Annotated in this window: 14 protein-coding genes and 1 pseudogene; 9 read left to right on the top strand and 6 right to left on the bottom strand. The window is 70.4% G+C overall.

Annotated features, from left to right (window positions below; all coding sequences use genetic code 11):
* Positions 1 to 96 precede the first annotated feature (96 nt).
* Positions 97 to 1,308: pseudogene (locus tag ABZ135_RS23210) on the top strand (helicase associated domain-containing protein); the annotation flags it as partial.
* 63 nt (positions 1,309 to 1,371) lie between these two features.
* Here the strand turns inward: ABZ135_RS23210 and ABZ135_RS23205 are convergent.
* The 3 genes from ABZ135_RS23205 to ABZ135_RS23195 form a co-directional block, all read right to left on the bottom strand.
* Positions 1,372 to 2,763, bottom strand: a complete 1,392-nt coding sequence (locus tag ABZ135_RS23205; protein WP_356698135.1) for a TerD family protein — start codon at positions 2,761 to 2,763, stop codon at positions 1,372 to 1,374.
* 131 nt (positions 2,764 to 2,894) lie between these two features.
* Positions 2,895 to 3,434: a hypothetical protein gene (locus ABZ135_RS23200; protein WP_356698134.1), complete on the bottom strand. Its 540-nt coding sequence runs from the start codon at positions 3,432 to 3,434 to the stop codon at positions 2,895 to 2,897.
* A gap of 363 nt (positions 3,435 to 3,797) precedes the next feature.
* A complete protein-coding gene (locus ABZ135_RS23195) occupies positions 3,798 to 4,226 on the bottom strand; it encodes a hypothetical protein (protein ID WP_356698133.1) in 429 nt (142 codons plus the stop codon).
* Between the two features lie 435 nt (positions 4,227 to 4,661).
* On the opposite strand from ABZ135_RS23195, the gene ABZ135_RS23190 reads away from it, so the two are divergent.
* Positions 4,662 to 5,627, top strand: a complete 966-nt coding sequence (locus tag ABZ135_RS23190) for a DUF4331 family protein (RefSeq protein WP_356698132.1) — start codon at positions 4,662 to 4,664, stop codon at positions 5,625 to 5,627.
* A gap of 62 nt (positions 5,628 to 5,689) precedes the next feature.
* Here ABZ135_RS23190 and ABZ135_RS23185 read toward each other — a convergent pair whose 3' ends face one another.
* A complete protein-coding gene (locus ABZ135_RS23185) occupies positions 5,690 to 7,531 on the bottom strand; it encodes a HAMP domain-containing sensor histidine kinase (protein WP_356698131.1) in 1,842 nt (613 codons plus the stop codon).
* The gene (locus tag ABZ135_RS23180; RefSeq protein ID WP_356698130.1) at positions 7,518 to 8,336 is read right to left on the bottom strand and encodes a response regulator transcription factor; all 819 of its coding nucleotides are present in this window, start codon (positions 8,334 to 8,336) and stop codon (positions 7,518 to 7,520) included. The genes ABZ135_RS23185 and ABZ135_RS23180 overlap by 14 nt, the downstream gene beginning before the upstream one ends.
* A gap of 133 nt (positions 8,337 to 8,469) precedes the next feature.
* Between ABZ135_RS23180 and ABZ135_RS23175 the strand changes: the two genes are divergently transcribed.
* The 6 genes from ABZ135_RS23175 (at position 8,470) to ABZ135_RS23150 (ending at position 14,068) form a co-directional block, all read left to right on the top strand.
* The gene (locus ABZ135_RS23175) at positions 8,470 to 9,594 is read left to right on the top strand and encodes an alpha/beta hydrolase (RefSeq protein WP_356698129.1); all 1,125 of its coding nucleotides are present in this window, start codon (positions 8,470 to 8,472) and stop codon (positions 9,592 to 9,594) included.
* A gap of 383 nt (positions 9,595 to 9,977) precedes the next feature.
* Positions 9,978 to 11,303 carry an alpha/beta hydrolase gene (locus tag ABZ135_RS23170; protein ID WP_356698128.1) on the top strand — a complete coding sequence of 442 codons (1,326 nt, stop codon included), beginning with the start codon at positions 9,978 to 9,980 and terminating at the stop codon, positions 11,301 to 11,303.
* Positions 11,304 to 12,178: 875 nt separating this feature from the next.
* Positions 12,179 to 12,436, top strand: coding sequence for a hypothetical protein (locus ABZ135_RS23165; protein ID WP_356698127.1), 258 nt, complete (start codon positions 12,179 to 12,181; stop codon positions 12,434 to 12,436).
* Between the two features lie 88 nt (positions 12,437 to 12,524).
* Positions 12,525 to 12,803, top strand: coding sequence for a hypothetical protein (locus tag ABZ135_RS23160; RefSeq protein ID WP_356698126.1), 279 nt, complete (start codon positions 12,525 to 12,527; stop codon positions 12,801 to 12,803).
* Between the two features lie 294 nt (positions 12,804 to 13,097).
* Positions 13,098 to 13,694, top strand: a complete 597-nt coding sequence (locus tag ABZ135_RS23155; RefSeq protein WP_356698125.1) for a hypothetical protein — start codon at positions 13,098 to 13,100, stop codon at positions 13,692 to 13,694.
* Complete coding sequence (locus ABZ135_RS23150; RefSeq protein ID WP_356698124.1) at positions 13,691 to 14,068, top strand: peptidase inhibitor family I36 protein; 378 nt, start codon at positions 13,691 to 13,693, stop codon at positions 14,066 to 14,068. The genes ABZ135_RS23155 and ABZ135_RS23150 overlap by 4 nt, the downstream gene beginning before the upstream one ends.
* 255 nt (positions 14,069 to 14,323) lie before the next feature.
* On the opposite strand, the gene ABZ135_RS23145 is transcribed toward ABZ135_RS23150, so the two are convergent.
* Positions 14,324 to 15,163, bottom strand: coding sequence for a helix-turn-helix transcriptional regulator (locus ABZ135_RS23145; protein WP_356698139.1), 840 nt, complete (start codon positions 15,161 to 15,163; stop codon positions 14,324 to 14,326).
* Positions 15,164 to 15,667: 504 nt separating this feature from the next.
* Between ABZ135_RS23145 and ABZ135_RS23140 the strand changes: the two genes are divergently transcribed.
* Positions 15,668 to 17,470 (top strand): SpoIIE family protein phosphatase, encoded by a 1,803-nt coding sequence (locus tag ABZ135_RS23140; RefSeq protein ID WP_356698123.1) that lies wholly within the window; start codon positions 15,668 to 15,670, stop codon positions 17,468 to 17,470.
* Positions 17,471 to 17,533: the final 63 nt, after the last annotated feature.

The following is a 17,533-nucleotide window of genomic DNA, read 5'->3' as shown; positions in this document are numbered from 1 at the left end:
CACCCGTGAACACCCACTGACCAGCCCCGCAACACCCATCCCCGGACCAGCGCGACCGACTCTCACCACCACCGACACCAACCCGAGAGATCGCACCTGGTCGACGTCCTCCAAGCTCTGCGCTCGCACTCGGAACGCATGGTGGACCAGCTCGCCTCCCGCGCCCTGACCCGCGGTACCGAACGCCGGCGTATCCACGTCCGGCCCACCGGCGCGGCCGGCCCGGAGAACGGGGACATGCCCGAGGAGACCAGCCAGGCGCAGCAGGAGGTCGACCGGGTCACTGCGGTCGTGGTCAACTTCGCCTCCCCCCGCGACGCCGCCGACATCGCCGCCCTCACCCGCTGCCGCGTCATCCGGCCCCAGTCCCTCGTCTGGCTCGAGGGCTACCAGGCCCTGGTCCGGTGGCGTACCGAGAACAAGATCACCGGGTTGTACGCCGTTGCCTATGACGTCGCGACCGAGGTCGGGACGACGAAGGCGTTTCCGCTTGGGCGATGGGTGCACCAACAGCGAAAAGCACTGCGGGCCGGTGAACTCGACCCCCACCGCAAAGAGCTCCTCGACGAGGCCGGGATGGTGTGGGAGCCCGGCGACGAAGCATGGGAGACCAAACTCGCCGCACTCCGCGCCTACCACCGGGCCACCGGACACCTCGCACCCCGGCAGGACGCCGTATGGGGCGAGGGCGAGGCGATGGTGCCCGTCGGGCAGCACCTGGCCAACCTCCGGCGCAAAGACGGCCTCGGCAAAGACCCGAAGCGGGCCGCCGCACGCGCGGAGCAGCTGGCGGAGATCGACCCGGACTGGAACTGCCCCTGGCCACTCGACTGGCAACGCCACTACCGCGTCCTCGCGGACCTGGTCGACGCCGACGGCGTGCTGCCGGCCATCGCTCCTGGGGTGCTGTTCGAGGGCGACGACATCGGACGATGGCTCCAACAACAGCAGAAGCCAGGCACCTGGAAGCTACTGTCCACCGAGCAGCAGGAACGGCTGACCAGGCTGGGCATCAAGCCCGTTGAGGCGCCCTCTCCCGCCCCGGCGGCCAAGGGTGCGACGAAGGGCCCGAGCAAGGCGCAGCAAGCGTTCCAACGTGGTCTCGCGGCCCTCACCCAGTGGGTAGAGCGGGAAGGTGCTCACCGGCCGGTACCCCGTAGCCACGCTGAGGAGATCGCGGTTGACGGCGAGACGGAACCGGTGGCCGTCAAGCTCGGCGTATGGGTCTCGAACACCAAAACCCGCCGCGACAAACTCACCCAGGAACAGCGCGCCGCGCTGCGGGGGCTCGGCATGGAATGGGCATGATGCTGCATGCAAGGGGGCAGCGTCCGGGCGCTGCCCCCGTAGGGCCTGTCCGATCAGCGCCGCTCAGCGCCTCGCTCGGCGCAGCCAGCCCAGTGCCCCGCGGGGCGCGGGCAGCTTCGCCGGGCCGTCGGCGTCCTGGCCGCTGCTGTGGGGCTGCACGTCCTTCAGACGCGCGTCCCAGGGGCCGTCCGCCGCGGACAGATAGACGAGGAGCGGCCCCTCGGGCAGTGGCAAGGTCTCCCTGCGCGCGCCGATCTCGCTGACAACGGACCCTCCGGGCTTCGGAAGCGTGGTGGGGTCCGTGTGCCCCGCCAGCCTGTAGACGTGGCCGATGAAATTGCTGTCGCCCTTGTAGTGGAAGGTGACGTCGGCCGTACCTCCGGTGTGCAGCAGGACGTCGGGGCCCCAGCTCTCCAGCCGGTCCTTCGACAGGCGTCGGGCCTCCGCCAGCGGCAGGATCCGTACCTGCCAGGAGCCGCTCGCCTCCAGCCGCAGGCGCAGCCGTCCGTGCTCGGGGACGGAGGTGATCACCCGTCCCCGGAAGTCCTTCTCCGTGGTGCTGACGAGATAACGCCCCTTGGCGTTGGATTCGTCGAGGGGCCACAGACCCGTGTAACCGTCGCCCTTCAGGGTCAGTTCGACCATGACGGGGCCATGCGGGAGATCCTTCACGGTGATCACGTCGTTGTCCCGGCCGGTGACGGTGCGCGGCTTGAAGACGGGCCCGCACGTCCAGGCCGACGGGTCGGGCTTCGGCGCGGGCGGGGAGGACGCCGTCAGGGGCGCCTGGTCCGGTGCCTCGGCTCTGGCCTGCTTCTGGGCCAGGGCCAGGGCCCGGATCTGCTCCGGGGTCATGTCCAGGATCTGGTCCCGGGTGAGGCGCAGGCCCTGAGCCGGGGCCTCGGCCGGGGCGGGCGGGGTGGCGGGCGTCGGGATCCGTTCCAGAACCTCCTGTGGATCCTCGTCCACGTCCACCCCGTGGTCCACCGCAAGGCCCGTCAGCCCGTCCACGTACCCCTGACCGACCGCGCGGAACTTCCAGCCGCCGGACCGGCGGTACAGCTCCGCGAGGACCATCGCCGTCTCGCCGCCCGCGTCGGTCACCTCGTACCCCACGACCGTCGCGCCGTCCGGCCCGAAGACCTCCACGGACAGCCCGCGCACGTCCCGCAGCGCGCCCTCCTCCGTCGACGCGACGACGAGGACGCGGGTGATCTCCTCCTCTACCGCAGTGAGGCCTGTCTCCAGCCACACCGTGCCGTCCTCGCCGGCGGACAGCCGTACCGCGCCGGAGGGGTGCGCCGGAGCGCCGTCGAACACGATGTCGGCATCCCCCCGGACCCTGCCCTGTTCCGTCACGAGCAGCGCCGCGACGTCGACGCCGTTCCGGACGGCGACGCGCAGTGCCGCCGTCGGGACGAAGGCGTTGTCTCCCTTGATCAATCCTCTGAGCATGAGCGGATCTTGCGCACGACGAGGGGACATACGCAAGGCCTCAGGTGCGGACACCCGGGGCCTTGTGAAGGGGAACAAGATGAATTCCTGCAGAGCTACCCCGGCGCCGCCGGGTATGAGGACTTCGCGCGTCACCGTGGCCGCTTGACCCACTGCTGCGCCGGGTCTTCAAAGGCGCATTCGACGAGTTCCACGGCCGCGTTCTCCCGCGTAGCCGCCATACACGTCCCCTTCTCGGCACTCCGGTAGACGTACCGGTTTGAACCCACCGCGATCTCGTCCCACCACTTCGCGCCGATGGCGCCGCATGGCTGCATGGAGACGTCGGCCATCATCTCGTTGGGCCACGCGGCGGCACACAGCTCCTCGCCCCCGGACCACTTCCTCAACAGCACCGAGTCAGCTGCGGGCAGCACCTCCCACACCCCGTCCCGCCCACCCTTCCGGTGGTAGGCCCCTACGCCCGCGTTCACACCTCCACCGGTCTCTTCATCGAGAACGACGCCGGCACGGGCGGCATTCTCAAGCTTCACATCCTGCGCTGCTGCCTGCGTGATGTAGTCCTGGTTCTCTCCGAGGGTGACCGGGGAGGGGGACGCCGGGCCTGTGGCAGAGGCTAGACCGAGGAGCGCGACAGAGGTGACGAGGGCGACGCGGGGTGCAATGCGCATGGAGTGGTGCCTTTGTTTCGGGGGACAGCCCTGACACCGCAATGTTACTGATTGAACTTGAGCGATCACGCGCTGTCATTATGTCGTTGACGTGTCGCTGGGTAGCAGCTGGAGTTCCTCACGTCACGCTGGTGGAGCCCGAGCTCGTGGTGGAAGTCGGCGTCGACGCCGCCCGCGTCGCCTCCAGCCCCCAGCGGCACGCCGCACGCTGGCACCGAGCGCGCCCCGACCTCTCCCCTGCCGACGCCCCCCGCTTGCCAGCGAGCTGACATGGTCCCATCCGTCCCGCCCGGTGGCGCGGTGACTTCAGGATCGGTCCCACTGTGCGGCCTGGCGGCTGCCGACCGCACAGCGGGCACGCGATCAGGACCGCCGGCGAAACCAGCCGCGGCCCCGGTCCGGCTCGGGGCCGTCCTGCGGCTCCGGGGGCGCGGCGGCCTCGAGGCGGGCGGCTTCCTCGCGGGCGACGTCGTCGGCGCGGCAAGGGCCGCACACGGACGTGTCCCCGGCACGCACGGCGGTCCGGTGCACGGTGACCTCCTCCCAGCGCTCGTCGGTGAACTTCCGCCCACACCGCCTGCACACCGGCCGCCGCGCCTCCCGCTCAGCGGCACGGCGCCGCTCATCCTCCGCTTCGGCGCGCGCGCACTGGCGGCGGTAGAGGTCCTCGCCGTCGGGATTGTCGAGCGCGTCCGTCAGCGTCTGCTCCCCGGTCCGTCCCAGGCGCCGCCACACCGCCGCACCGGCGCCGTGCTCTTGGAGCTGCTCCAGGGCGGTGACGACGACGGGCACTGCCTGGCGGTAGTCCCACGCGGTGACCGCCTTCGGGTAGAGGGTGTCGTAACGGCGCAGTAGCGGCGGCCGGTTTGCTCAGGGTGGCGCTGGGCTTGTCTGCGCCGGTGTGCTTGGCCGGGGTTTGCCGGATCAGGTCCGTGCGAGCCTGCGCGTCGAGGTCCCACGCTGTCTCACCGCCGCCCGGCGTAGGGGCGGCCGCCCGTCCAGGTGACCGCCCCTCTGGTGTGCCGGACGAGTCGGGCAGGGGCAGAGGAGGACAGGGTGGGGTGGTCGATGTGGTAATGCTCGATCTCGATGTTGTACTCGCGGCTGAGCCGCGAGCAGGTCGAGTGCGCGTCGGTCCTCAGGAGTCGTACGGCATAAGGGTGGACTCGGGGTAGCGAGGCCTTCACCGCAGGTCGTGGGAGAGCCTGTACCGCTGATGCTGGTGGCATGTCTCACCACCTCAGCGGTCCCAATCTCCGCTCCCCTCTGGACGACGCCCGGCTGGACATGACGGACCTGTTCGCCTTCACCGTGCCCGGTGACCGGACCGTACTGATCCTGAACGTCAACCCGATCGCCCCGACCGGCGGCCGGGAGTTCCACCCGGACGCCGTCTACCGCATCAACGTCGACACCGACGGCGACCACCAGGCCGACATCGCGTTCAGCTTCGTCTTCTCCCCGCCCGAGAACGGTCGGCAGACCGTCACCGTCCACCGGGCCACCGGTGACCAGGCCCGGTCCCACGAGGCCGCCGGGCAGCAGATCTTCACGGACGTGCCGGTCGACCTCGGTGCGGAAACAGGCGGACCTACGACGGCGGAGAATGGACCGTACAAGCTTTATGCCGGGCTCCGCAGCGACCCCTTCTTCGCCGACCTCGACGGCATCGTCGCCAAGTTCCAATGGACCGGAGTGGACTGGGGAGCCGACAAGAACGTCTTCGGCATCGTCCTGGAGATGCCGAACACCGAGCTCGGCACCGACCCGGCGATCGGAGTATGGGGACGGGTGAGCCTACGCCAGGACGGACAGCTGAAGTCCGTCGACCGCGGTGCCCACCCCTCCCTGACCGCGTACTTCAACGCGGAGGACGTCAAGGACGCCTACAACGCCGGCGAGCCCGCCGACGACTGGACCACCTACAGCGAACCGTGGGCCGCCGTGCTGGAACACTTCGGCGGCTACGACCGCCAATCGGCCGAGCAGGCCCTGCGGACCGTGCTACCGGACATCCTGCGCTACGACCGCAGCAAGCCCGCCGCCTACCCCAACGGCCGCACCCTCACCGACGACGTCACTTCCGCCCGCCTCACCATGCTGACCGCCGGCAAGGTCCCCACCGACCACATCGGCCCCCACACCGACCTGCTCCCCGACTTCCCCTATCTCGGCACCCCTCACTCGAGCTGAGCGATCGTCCCATCTCCTGACACAGGCCAGGAGAGGGTGCGCTCGAAGCCCGGCTCGGACACTTAGGGACAAGCCCGGAAACCGTCGTACATTCCCGGCAGCCGTAGCTCGAACACGGCCCCCTGCCCCGGTTCGCTGCTCACGTTCACCATCCCTCCGTGCGCCTCGGTGAGTTTGCGCACGATGGAAAGGCCGAGCCCGCTGCCGCCGTACTGACGGGAACGGGATTTGTCCGCGCGCCAGAAGCGGTCGAAGACGTGGGGCAGGTCCTCCTCGGCGATACCGGAGCCGGTGTCACGGACCTCGATACGGATGCTTTCGCGGCCGCCGGTAGCTTCCTCGTCGCTGCCGTCGGAGCTTCCGCTCAGCGTGACCGTGCCGCCCGCAGGGGTGTGCCGGATCGCGTTGGACACCAGGTTGCCGACGATCTGCCGCAGCCGTACGGGGTCTGCGTCGAGCCACAGGTCGTCGTCCGCGTCGATGACGAGCGTGATCCGCGCGGCTTTCGCACGGGCCTGATGGCCTGCCGCGACCTGGTCGAGGAGGAGGCGTACGGGGGTCGGCTCGGGGTGCAGGACCAGGCGGCCGTCGTCCAAGGCGGCGAGATCGCGGAGGTCGTCGATGACGTGCTGGAGAAGGACGGCTTCGTTGTGGAGGGAGTCGATGTACTCGGCGTCCACTGTGGCGACGCCGTCCTGGGCCGCCTCCAGCCAGCCGCGGATGTTGCTGAGCGGGGTCCGCAGCTCGTGGGCGATGTCGCTGATCATGGCCTTGCGTTCGCTCTCAAGCCGCGCCCGGTGTTCGGCGAGTTCGTTGAAGGCGGCGGTGAGCCGGCCGACCTCGTCCTTGCTCCGCACGGGAACAGGTGCGGTGTCGCCGGCGTCCCGCATGAGTCGGGCCGCATGGGTCAGGTGGCGCAGGGGCCGGACGACCCGGGCCGCCACGAGGACGGCGGCACCCACGGAGAGGGCGAACACGAGGGCCGCCAGAGCGACGATCTCGGTCGTGCTCCGGGGCGAGACGCCGAAGGCGGTGCGGCCGGCCGGGCCGGCCGGTCCCAGGGTCAGGTTGGCCGGCGGGGCGACGTGGCTCTTGAGCTGTTCGCGGCGGCTCTGTGCGACGCAGGACGTGATGTCGTCGTCGCTGTTGGACGTCCACGAGCCGCTAGCCGTCCTGGACCAGGAGAAGTCGATGCCGACCCGGATGCCGGAGATGCCCGTACCACTGAGACAACGCGCGACGAGGGAGTCGAGCTCGTCGAGGGCTGTGCGCTCGGTCTTGGTGATGGTCCGTTCCAGGACCCGGTCGCACAGGGGCGCGGGAGCGGGCGCGTCGGAGCGGCCGAGGTGGCGGACGGTGGGGCGGCCGCTCGGGGCGGTGTCGATGACGGACTTCATCCCGCTCTGTGCGAAGCACGCCGCCTCGCGTCGGGCGTAGCGATGGAGGAGAGCGCGTTCGGTCGGGGTGAGGCGGTACGGCCCCACCGCGCGGGGGTCGATCCGGTCTGCGGAGCCGTGGGCGCCGCCGGCGGAGAGCGGGTCCAGCACGGTCACCGAGCGTGTGGCCGGCGGCGGAGTGTGGGGCGCTGAGTCGGCCAGGGGCCTGTGGTCCAGTGCGGTGAGCACGATGTGCCGTCCCGTCTCTCTGGACAGGCGGCGCACCTCGGGATGGACGCCGCTCCAGGTGCTGTGGCCGGCCGCGTAGGCCAGGAGCTGGTCGGTGATCCGGGCGTCGTCGGCGATGATCTGCCCCTGCTCCCGCTCGATCGCCCCCGTCGCGGTTCGGGCGGCGAGCCAGGCCGTGGCCGCGACACTGCACGCTCCGACCACAGCGGAGACCAGGAACAGACGGAACAGGAGTCGCTTGTGCAGAGGGAGCCTGCCGAACGATTCAGGACCTCGCATACGTGACTCCCGGCACGGTCGCTCCGCCCCGCCCCTCGACCTCTTCACCGGTGGGTCCCTTCGGGGTCAGTGGAGCGGGCCCGGATCCACCGGCACCCTCGGCGACGTCGGCCGGGACGAGCTTGTAGCCGACGCCGTAGACGGTGACCAACCGGCGCGGATTGCGGGGATCGGCCTCGGTCTTCCGGCGCAGGTTCATGATGTGCATGTCGACCGCGCGGGGAGTCGTGTAGTGGCTGAAGCCGTGCAGCTCGTCCAGGAGCCGGTCGCGGGTGAAGACCTGACCCGGGCGCGCGGCCATCGCGACGAGCAGCCGGAACTCCCCGGGCGTGCACTCGACGTCCCGGCCGTCCACCGTCACCTCGTGCCGCTCGGGGCTGACCCGGAGGGTTCCCACCTGAAGGTCACCGTCTCCGCTGGAGGGCTGCGGCTCGCTCCGGGCCGTTCGGCGCAGCAGCGTACGGACGCGGGCGACGAGCTCCCGGGGGCTGTAGGGCTTGGTCATGTAGTCGTCGGCGCCCAGGTCGAGGCCGAGCAGCAGGTCGTCCTCGGCGGCGCGAGCGGTCAGCAGCAGGACCGGCATGTCGCGGCCCTCGGCACGCAGGATGCGCAGCACGTCGAGCCCGTCCACCCGGGGCATCATCCAGTCGAGGACGGCGAGGTCGGGCTCCCGCTCGCGTACCTGGTCGAGCGCGGCACGGCCGTCGTGGACGGCCCGGACAGTGTGTCCCTGTCGCTCGAGGTAGCGGGTGACCAGCTCGGCCTGCTTGGGGTCGTCCTCGGCGACCAGGATGTGTGCACACATAGTGACGATCGTATGGGACGACCGATCGGAGGTTCATGCCGCTTGTCCCGCTTTGTCTCTCGTGCGGAGCGGCCAGACAGGAACCCGGCAGAATCCTGACAGCTTCCTGACACGGCTCGACTACGAAGGAGTCATGACTCCCGCTCCTTTGGGCCGACGGCCGCACCGTGCGGCCCGCACCCTGGCACCGGCCCTGCTGCTCGCTCTGGTCTGTCCGCTCACCGGGGCCGGTGCGGCGGCCGCCGCGGCAGTTCAGTCCGGCCCGCAGCGATGGACGGCGGCCGCCTCCACCGCCGTACAGCGCGGCCCTCTCCGGGACGCGGTACCCGTCAACTCCTGCGTGCCGAAGCGGCTGCACGGCAAGGCGATCACCTTCAAGGCCACTGACGGCGTCCGGCTGTCCGGCCTGGTCCTGGGCAGCGGGCCGCGGGGCGTGGTCCTCTCCCACGAGAACGGCTGGAACATCTGTAGCTGGCTGGCGTTCGCCGAGGAGCTCGCCGCGGCCGGTTACCAGGTCCTCGTCTACGACCAGCGCAATGTGTACGAGGGGGCCTCCGAGCAGGGCGGCCGGGCCGCCAACCTGCACTTCGACCGGGACGTCCGGGCCGCCGTCCAACAGCTCAGGGACCGGGGCGCGCGGCACATCCTCGCCGGCGGGGCCTCCATGGGCGGCACCGCGACGGCGACCGTCGCCCCCGAGATCCCCGAACTCGTCGGCCTGCTCATCCTGTCCTCGCCCCGCGAACTCCCGGTGATGAAACCCCTCCCGGGCCTGGCGAAGGTCACGGTGCCCTCCTTCTTCGCCGCGGCCACGGGCGACCAGACCTTCGTCGACGAGGTGCGGGCCCTCCACCGGGCTTCCGGCGCCAAGGACAAGCGGCTCCACATCCTCGACAGCCCCGTGCACGGAGTCGACATGATGGAAGACGGCGAGGCCGGAGCACGCCTTCACGACCAGGCCCTGGCTTTCGTCGACGACGCCTTCCGCAAGGCCGGCGCCGCACCCCCGTCCGACCACGACCGCTCCACGCCCCCGGCCGGCCGCACCGACTCCGCTCCCCCGCCCACGCCGGCCACGTCACCGGCCACGCGCCCTGTGACCGAGTGGCAGACACCCAAGGCAGCGGCCCATGACAGCGAGGAGCCCGGCCGCTCACCGCTCCTCGCCATCGGCACGGCGAGCGCCTTCCTCGTGGCGGCGGTCGCGTGCGTTGTTGCGGTCAGGCGGCGGGGGAAAAGCGCCCGGCACCGCCGTTGAGCGCTCCCACAAGGCCGGAGCGCGGACGGCGGAGCCCCTGGGGGGAGGCACCAGCCGCGTACGGTACCGCCGGTATCCGTCCGCGGGCGGGCCACGAACCGGGACCGGTCAGGGCGCAGGCCGTCCCGGGTGCACTCCACCTAGGTCGTTCCGTGCGGTCGTCCTCGCTGTACGCGTCCTGTGCCCCTCCGTGAGAAGCACGCCGTGAGGCAGAGGGACACGCCCCCTGTGAGCGACGGCTGGCGGCGAACGGTTTCCCTTCATCTTTCTGACAGGTCGCTGACGCGCGGTGACCGCAATGACGAGTCTCCGCCGTCCGGCGCGGGGACGGCCAGGTACCCGCCCGCAGGCGACGGCCGGGACGACCGAAAGGAAGAACATCCATGAGAGTGAAGCACCGCAGGCAGCACTTCTCCGGAAGGGCGGGCCGCGGGGCCCTCACGGCCGGGGCAGTGGCGGCGGTCGTGGCGGCGGCCGTCGTGCCCGTGCAAGCGTCGGCCGGGAAGGCCGCGCCGGACGGGCGGCCCGGCCAGGTGGACCGTCCGGGAACCCCCGCGGTGGGCGAGGTGCGGTACGACCTCGGCGATCAAGCGTTCACGCCACCCGCTCCCTACGAGGGCAAGGTCGAACTCGCCGCTGTCGTCCGCTACCCCAGGAATATGGCGAGCGGCAGGCATCCCCTGATCTTGCTGCAGCACGGGCTGTGGCACACCTGCGCGGACCGCGCGGCGCAGGCCGAACTCGAGGCCGCGCGGAAGGCGCTGGCCGAAGCCGAGAAGGCCGGCGACGAGGACGAGGTGGCCCGTCGGCAGAAGCTCGTCGAACAAGCGAGTGCCCCCTTGTGGTCCTGGCCATGCCGTGACGGAGTCTCACCCCTGCCCAGCAGCTCCGGTTACGACTTCCTGGCCGAGACCCTCGCCCGGGAAGGCTTCATCGTGGTCTCCATGAGCGCCAACGGCATCAACGCGACCAGCTCGGGCCAAGCCCCGTCGGTGTACCAGGCCCGCGCCGCGCTGATCAACAAGCATCTGGACCTGTGGCGGCAACTGGCCGAGGGGAAAGGGCCGTTGCGGGGCAAGCTGATCGACACGCAGACGGGTAGGGAGAGCCGCGCCAGGTTCGCGGGCCATGTGGACCTCGGCCGGGTCGGCACCATCGGCCACTCCATGGGCGGTGGCGGAGTGATGCAACACGTCTCCGACGATCGCCACGACGCCTGGCCGAAAGGCGTCACGGTGAAGGCCGCACTGGGCCTCGCCCCCACCGCCACCTGGGACGCCGAGCCTGTCACCAAGGTTCCGCTCGCCGTACTGTGGGGCACCTGCGACCAGGTCAACACCGGTGAGTACGTCGACTGGAACCGCGGTAAGAACCAGGCTCCCTTGCACCAGGTCACCCTGACCGGCGGCAACCACAACTACTTCAACACCCAGTGGTCCCCGTCGAGTGGACAGGTCGGCGGGAAGAACGATGCCGTCCCCGGCCGGCGCCCCGGACACTGCGTCTCCCAGGACGGCCTGGACCAAGAACACCACGGACTGGACGAGGCCACTCAACGCCGGATCACCACCGCCTACACCACAGCCTTCTTCCGCCGCTACCTCATGGGCGATACCTCCACCGACGGCCTGCTGACAGGGAAGAAGCACCTGCCGTCCGTGCCGCGCGTGGTGAACGTGGAGTACGTCCCCCCACACCGACCAAACTGACCGAGCAACCATCGACCCGGGCGCACGGGGGAACGTCCGCCCAGCACCCCGCACCCCACCTCCTGGCAGCCCACCAGGAACTGCACCCAGACCTCCAAGGGCCTTGGCCGCCCGCGTCCCACACCGTCCAGAAGGGCGGCCCGGGGCGCGGGCGTTGTTCTTGCGTGCCGCTCACTGGTGCCCGGCCGGCTCCCACAGCGGGCGGGCACGTCCCGTCCCGTCGCAGTGGAAGCAGTGGCCGCCCGGGGTGCTGCGGGCAGCGATGGTGCCGGCGGCCTGCCGGAAGAGCCGGGTGAGTCCGGCGATGTGCGCCCGTGGACCGGGAGGTCCTGGCGTCGTCGTGACCGCATCGTGATCAACCCGGATGTCCTCTGACGGTGAACGTGGACCGCCTGCCATTGAAGCTGGACGGATCGAACGGGTACGTGCGCGTGGACCGGGCACCCGGATGACGGGTCGTAATCAGTTACCACGGATGGGACGGGAAACGACATGTCGCACATGCAATTCTTGGCCAAGGGAGCAGGTCAGGGCTCCCCCTCCTTCTGGATCATCGCCATCGTTGTGATCGTTATCGTCGGGGCGGCGTTTCTGGTGACAAGGGCGCGCAGGAGATAGAGCGCGACACTCAAACCGCCCACCTTCGGGGCAATCGGTCCAACTTCGATGGCAAAGGACACCGGAGAGGGAGAGTTCTCCCCCTTTCAGCGACCGGACTCTGTCCACAGACCCGCAGTTCGAGGGTTCCTTCGCGGCCGCCGCGATCAGCGAGGCAGCCGGACGATCAGGAGCACCCAGGCCCGAGAACACCGTCACCGCGCCGCTCGCCCCGATGGAGCCGGACGACATCGCCGCCGCCCGCCTACATCCGGGCGTTGCAGGCCGACCACATCGAAACCGCCTGCGCGGGCGACATCGTCGGCGCGACCTCGGAACTGCACCGGCTGCTCCTGAACGTCGCCGCGCACATCAACGCGATGGTGCAGTCCAGCGCGCACCCCTGGCACACCACCGCACCACCGCACCGCACCGCCGGGCGCCGGCGGTGCGCCCCTCGTGTCGCCGCACCGCACAGGGCACACGCCACGGCCGGGCGGGCTCCTCTGTCACACACCCCCTTGACCGCGACCTGACCGCAAGCCGAAACCGGCAATGTCAAGGAGAAACGTCGCGGTAGCAGAGCTGGACAAGGGGGTGTAACGGAGCCGGACAAGGGGGCCGATGCGCGCCCGGCCGCACCCGAACAAGGGGTCGGTCGACGGCGCGCGCACCGGTGCGGTGCGCACCACGGTGGAGTCCCTCGCCGCCCTGCGCCCCATCGCCGACCGCTACATCGAGCTCAGCACCCAGACCCTGACCCGCTACACCGACCCCATCACCGCCACCACCACCGCCGCCGTCGCCATGAACGGCTTCACCCTGCGCGGCCTCGCCGGCGCCCACACCCCCAGACGCACCGACATCGAGAACACCCTGCGCCGCATCCTGAACCCACACTGACCCCAAAAGCACTCCGAACGGACACATGCGCTCAGCCGTCCGTCCGAGGACACCGCGGTCGCTGCATCCGCCCAGGGTGAGGGAGGCGAGGACGGCGAACGTGGCGGCGCCGGCGCCGGAGGCTGCCGGAGCGCCGGGAAAAAGGATCGCTCCAGCTCCGGCCGGGCGGGCCGGGAGTACGACACCCGCCTGCCCTCCGGCACCCTGCCGTGCCTCGACACTCATGTGATCGTTTGTAGCGGTGTGACGATTAACGCTCCCTCGAGATGGGCGGTCCGGCCTGTGGTGGCCGCCGTGCTGGCGGCGTTGTTCGCCGGGGCCTGTACGGCACGGCCCCACCCGGCCCCGGCACTGCCCGCCTCGGAGCAGGGCCGCACCGACCTCATCGCGACCGCGGAGCAGGTTCTCGTGAACCAGTGCCTGCACGACCGGGGCGCCGCCGGGCCGCCCCCACGGCAAGAGGTGCTGTTCGGGACCGGCCCTGCCGAGCTGTCGATCACGCTCACCACCGGCTACACCGTCCGCGCCCACACCGACGGCTGCCTGGCCGAAGCGCACCGCCACCTCTACGGCGACCAGAAAAGCTGGTTCCGCGCCCAGGTGACCGTCAACAACCTGCGCCCCGAAGCACAGGCCCTGCTCCGTGAGGATCCCGGCTACCGGGCCACTCTGGCCCGCCGGGCCGCCTGCCACGACCACGACGCGGCCTGTATCCGGGCGAGCGGGCTCGAGGCGCTGCGGACCCGGTTGGAGCCGGCCCGGCTCGCACAGGTCCGTGCCGCGCACCGTGACGACCTCACCGCCTACGACCGCCTGCGCGACCGCGCAGTGCGGCGCGCGGCCGGCCTCCTGGCCGACCACCCCCCACAGAAAGGCGACACTCGCTCATGATCCCCCGTAACCTGCTCACCTCGGCCGCCGCGGTCTTCCTCGTCCTCACCGGCAGCATCGCCGCAGCCGCACCCGTCGGCGCAGCCGACTGCCCCAGCGGCCACTTCTGCGCCTGGGAACATGCCGACTACCAGGGCCAGCGGGCGAACTGGCACGGTGACGACGGCTGGTGGGAGAGCCACATCGCCGACAACGACTCCTCCTGGGCCAACCACGGCATCGAAGGCCCCGGGATCCCCGCTTACGTGCAGGTCTTCGAAGACGCGGGCCAGGGCGGCGACATGACCCTCTGCCTCGCCCCCGGCCAGGAAGTCAGCTTCAACGGCGTCGCCAACGACCGCGGCGACTCCCACCGATGGGCCCAGAGCTGCTGAGCACCGACCGCACCTCCCCGGGGCCCTGCCCCGCTGCGGCAGGGCCCCGGCTTCAGAGCACGGCTGGCCTATGACCTTCCGCGCCGGGGGCGAGCTGGGCACCTGGGAGCAGGACATCTCCTTCCGCGGGGACAACAACGACCGCGCGTCGTCGTGGAGGACAAGAGCGCGGCCACCACACGCTCGTCATCTGAGTTGGGTGGCGTCGACATCACCCTCTGGCCTCCGTTCGTCGGCATCTGGCCGGCCCAGTAGTCACGCCACTCCAAGCGAGCACGGACCGGTCGGGCCAGAAGCGCCAGCCGGTCCCGGCTTCACGGCCGACCTCGCACCGGGGCCGGAACATCCAGACCCCGTCCGCAGGAACACTCCTCGGGGCCTCGTCGTACACACGCCGCCGGCCACGACCCGGGGACCCGGGCCACGGCCGCGCTGACGCCGCTCGTGCCCACGAAAAGCCGCACCCGGCACCTCACCGCCGCGGCCACGTCGACGGGCCGCCGTCAGTGCGCGACGAGCGGAACGGTGACGCCGCGGCGGGCGAGCTGGGTGAAGCGGACGCTGGCGGCGGGGTGCCACTCCATCGCGGGTTCGGCGGCCCGGCCGTGCTCGGTGCACCAGTCGGCCGGGGTGAGACCGCCGCAGTCGTGCCGCCGGCAACCGCACTCCGGCCCCGGGACGGCGTAGGGCGTGATCCACGGCCCGATCCGCGGACACCTCCGCGACCAGCTCGTAGGAGTGGAGCGAGGAGGCTGCCGTCTCCAGGCCGATGTAGCCGGCGTACGGGATGTCGCCGCAGGCAGCCCACCAGCCCTGCCGGTCCGATTCGGTGGCCATCTGCATCAACGAGTCGATGACCTGTGGGTCTGTGACTCTGTGGAGGCCGCACAGGTCCCCGACATCGGTGGGCTTGATGGCCCGGCGGCCGTTCTCCAAGTGGCTGATCTTGGGCTGGGAGATCAACAGGCGCTCGGCCACCTGCGTACTGGTCAGGCCACTGGCCTGCCGGAGCTTGGCAAAGGCCGGGGCTGCTTTATGCCAAGGCAGAGTTAAGCCTTCCCCCTTCCCTTCTAGCGCGTGGCCCGCGTGCGACACTTGTCGTGCGACAACAGGTTTTCTTCGGTTGAGTAGAAAAACCGGCACGTATCCGCTGTTCTGCGGCACGGATGAGTGGGGTACGGAGCGATGGCCACATCGGGACCAGGACAGAGAGCGCGCGGCGCCGTCTCCTCACGCACGGTGCCGGACCAGGCGGCCGACACGCTGCTCGATGTGGGGTTGGGCCCGGTGTTTGAGTGCCTTCCCGATGCGGTGACGGTGTCCGTCGCGGTGCGGGATGCCGCGGGCAGAGCAGTGGACATGCGCTTGGAGTACATGAACGCGGCTGCCCGGGCAGGCCAGCCGGGCGGGATCGCCCCATTGGGTGGTCTGTGCAGCGAGCTCTGGCCACAGATGACCCACAACGGGTCTTTTGCAGCGTGTCTGCGCGTTTTGGACACCGGGCGAACGGAGCAGGGCGCGTTCCACTGGACTCAAGCCAGCACCTACCGGGCGGCCGACTACGAGTACCAGGCGACTCGTCTGGGGTCGGATCGCCTCGTGTGGGTACTGCGCGACACCAGCGAGCGCGTACTGAGAGCAGAACTGCTGGCCCAGCTCACCGCCGCCCTGGCCACAGCCGGCACCCTCGCCAGCGTCATGGGGATCCTCACAGAGCAGATCATGCCCGCCATCGGAGCGACCGTGGGAGCTGCGGTCCTCAGCGAGCCAGGCAGCGATCAGTACACCGTGCGGCACATCCACGACGCGGAACAATCGCTTCAGACCCCGGCCCCTTTCAGTGTCACCGCGCCCTACCCCATGGCGTATACCGCCAGAACCGGCCGCGCCCTGTTCTTCACCGACCCGGCCGAACGGGCCGAGGCGTTTCCCCAGGCCGCCGCCTTCTTCACCGAGCGGTACCACTCCACCGCGGTCCTGCCCCTCACGGCGGAGGGCCGTCTCTTCGGCGCGGTCAGTTTCCACTTCGACGTACGCCACGACTTCTCCGAATCCGAACGCGGCTTCCTCACCGCCCTTGTCGGGCAGTGTGCGCAGGCCATCGAACGCGTCCGGCTGCAGCAGGAGGCCGCCTACAAGCAGGCGCAGCTCGAAGCCCTCGCCGAAGTCAGCGCCGTCCTGGCTACGTCCCTGGATTTCGAGCTCGGCGCCACCTTCGACAGCATCGCGGCCGCGGTCGTACCGCGGATCGCCGACGGATGCCTCATCCACACCATCGGCCGCAACGGCCGGCCCGAGCTCGCCGCCCTCAGCCACCGGGACCCTGAGCAGCAGCAGGCACTGCGCGCCATGCTCGAGCAGTTCCCTCCGCAGTTCGATGCCGAGGGCGGGGTCGGCGCGGTCCTCCGCACCGGCCGGCATGAGCTGGTCACCGACGTCGCACGCGAGCTCGACCGCCTCGCCCGCAGTCCGCAGCACCGGGCCGCTCTGCGCGAGCTCACGCCCGCGGCCTCCTGGCTGGCCGTGCCCATGACGCGGTCCGACACCGTCATCGGTGCCATGGTCCTGATCCAGTCCACCCCGGCGAACACCCTGTTCACCGAACGCGACGTCCCCTTCGCACAGGAACTCGCCCACCGGGCGACCCAGGCCGTCGTCCAGGCCCGGCGCTTCGCCGTGCACAGCGAGGTCGCCCACTACCTGCAGCAGAGCCTGCTGCCCCCCGACCTACCGGAGATACCCGGGGTGGAGATCGCCGCCTGCTACCACCCGGGACACCAGGGAACCCTCGTCGGCGGCGACTTCTACGACATCCACCCCACCAGCGCGACGACATGGGCGCTGACCATCGGAGACGTCTGCGGCAAAGGACCGGCGGCCGCAGCACTCACCGGCCTCGTACGACACACCGCACGCGCCGCAGGACAGTGGCACACCCAGCCACACACAGTCCTCCAAGCCGTCAACCGCGCGATCCTCGCCGACCGCTCCACCAACCCCTTCTGCACAGCCGCCTACGCCGAACTCAACGTGGGCACCACGCCGATGCGCCTGCGCCTGACTCTGGGCGGCCACCCCCACCCACTGCTACGCCGGGCAGACGGGACCGTCGTGCGGCTCGGCACACCAGGCGCCTTCCTCGGCGTCCTGGACAACCCCCCGCTGCACACCACCGAAGACGAACTGCACCCCGGCGACCTTCTCCTGCTCTTCACCGACGGCGTCACCGAACGGCGCTCAGACACCTCCATGCTCGGCGAACAAGGCGTCCACAATCTCCTGGCCCGCATGCCCCACGCCTCTGCCACCGAGACCGTAGCCGCCCTCGAAAACAAGACCATCACCTACGCGCCGACACCGCCCGGTGACGACATCGCCATCCTCGCCGTCCGCATCACATGACGCACCCAGCACTCACGTGTGAGGACGGCATGCCCGGCACCATCCCTGCCCGTCCGGTATAAT

The organism is Streptomyces sp. NPDC006339, from assembly GCF_040612775.1.
Taxonomy (GTDB): Bacteria; Actinomycetota; Actinomycetes; order Streptomycetales; family Streptomycetaceae; genus Streptomyces.
This window is presented reverse-complemented; position numbering and strand designations above follow the sequence as displayed.

Bases quoted from the DNA above. Each gene is read 5' to 3' on its own strand.
- ABZ135_RS23205 (WP_356698135.1), bottom strand. From the start codon at position 2,763: ATGCTCAGAGGATTGATCAAGGGAGACAACGCCTTCGTCCCGACGGCG.
- ABZ135_RS23200 (WP_356698134.1), bottom strand. From the start codon at position 3,434: ATGCGCATTGCACCCCGCGTCGCCCTCGTCACCTCTGTCGCGCTCCTC.
- ABZ135_RS23190 (WP_356698132.1), top strand. From the start codon at position 4,662: ATGTCTCACCACCTCAGCGGTCCCAATCTCCGCTCCCCTCTGGACGAC.
- ABZ135_RS23185 (WP_356698131.1), bottom strand. From the start codon at position 7,531: ATGCGAGGTCCTGAATCGTTCGGCAGGCTCCCTCTGCACAAGCGACTC.
- ABZ135_RS23180 (WP_356698130.1), bottom strand. From the start codon at position 8,336: ATGTGTGCACACATCCTGGTCGCCGAGGACGACCCCAAGCAGGCCGAG.
- ABZ135_RS23175 (WP_356698129.1), top strand. From the start codon at position 8,470: ATGACTCCCGCTCCTTTGGGCCGACGGCCGCACCGTGCGGCCCGCACC.
- ABZ135_RS23170 (WP_356698128.1), top strand. From the start codon at position 9,978: ATGAGAGTGAAGCACCGCAGGCAGCACTTCTCCGGAAGGGCGGGCCGC.
- ABZ135_RS23160 (WP_356698126.1), top strand. From the start codon at position 12,525: ATGCGCGCCCGGCCGCACCCGAACAAGGGGTCGGTCGACGGCGCGCGC.
- ABZ135_RS23150 (WP_356698124.1), top strand. From the start codon at position 13,691: ATGATCCCCCGTAACCTGCTCACCTCGGCCGCCGCGGTCTTCCTCGTC.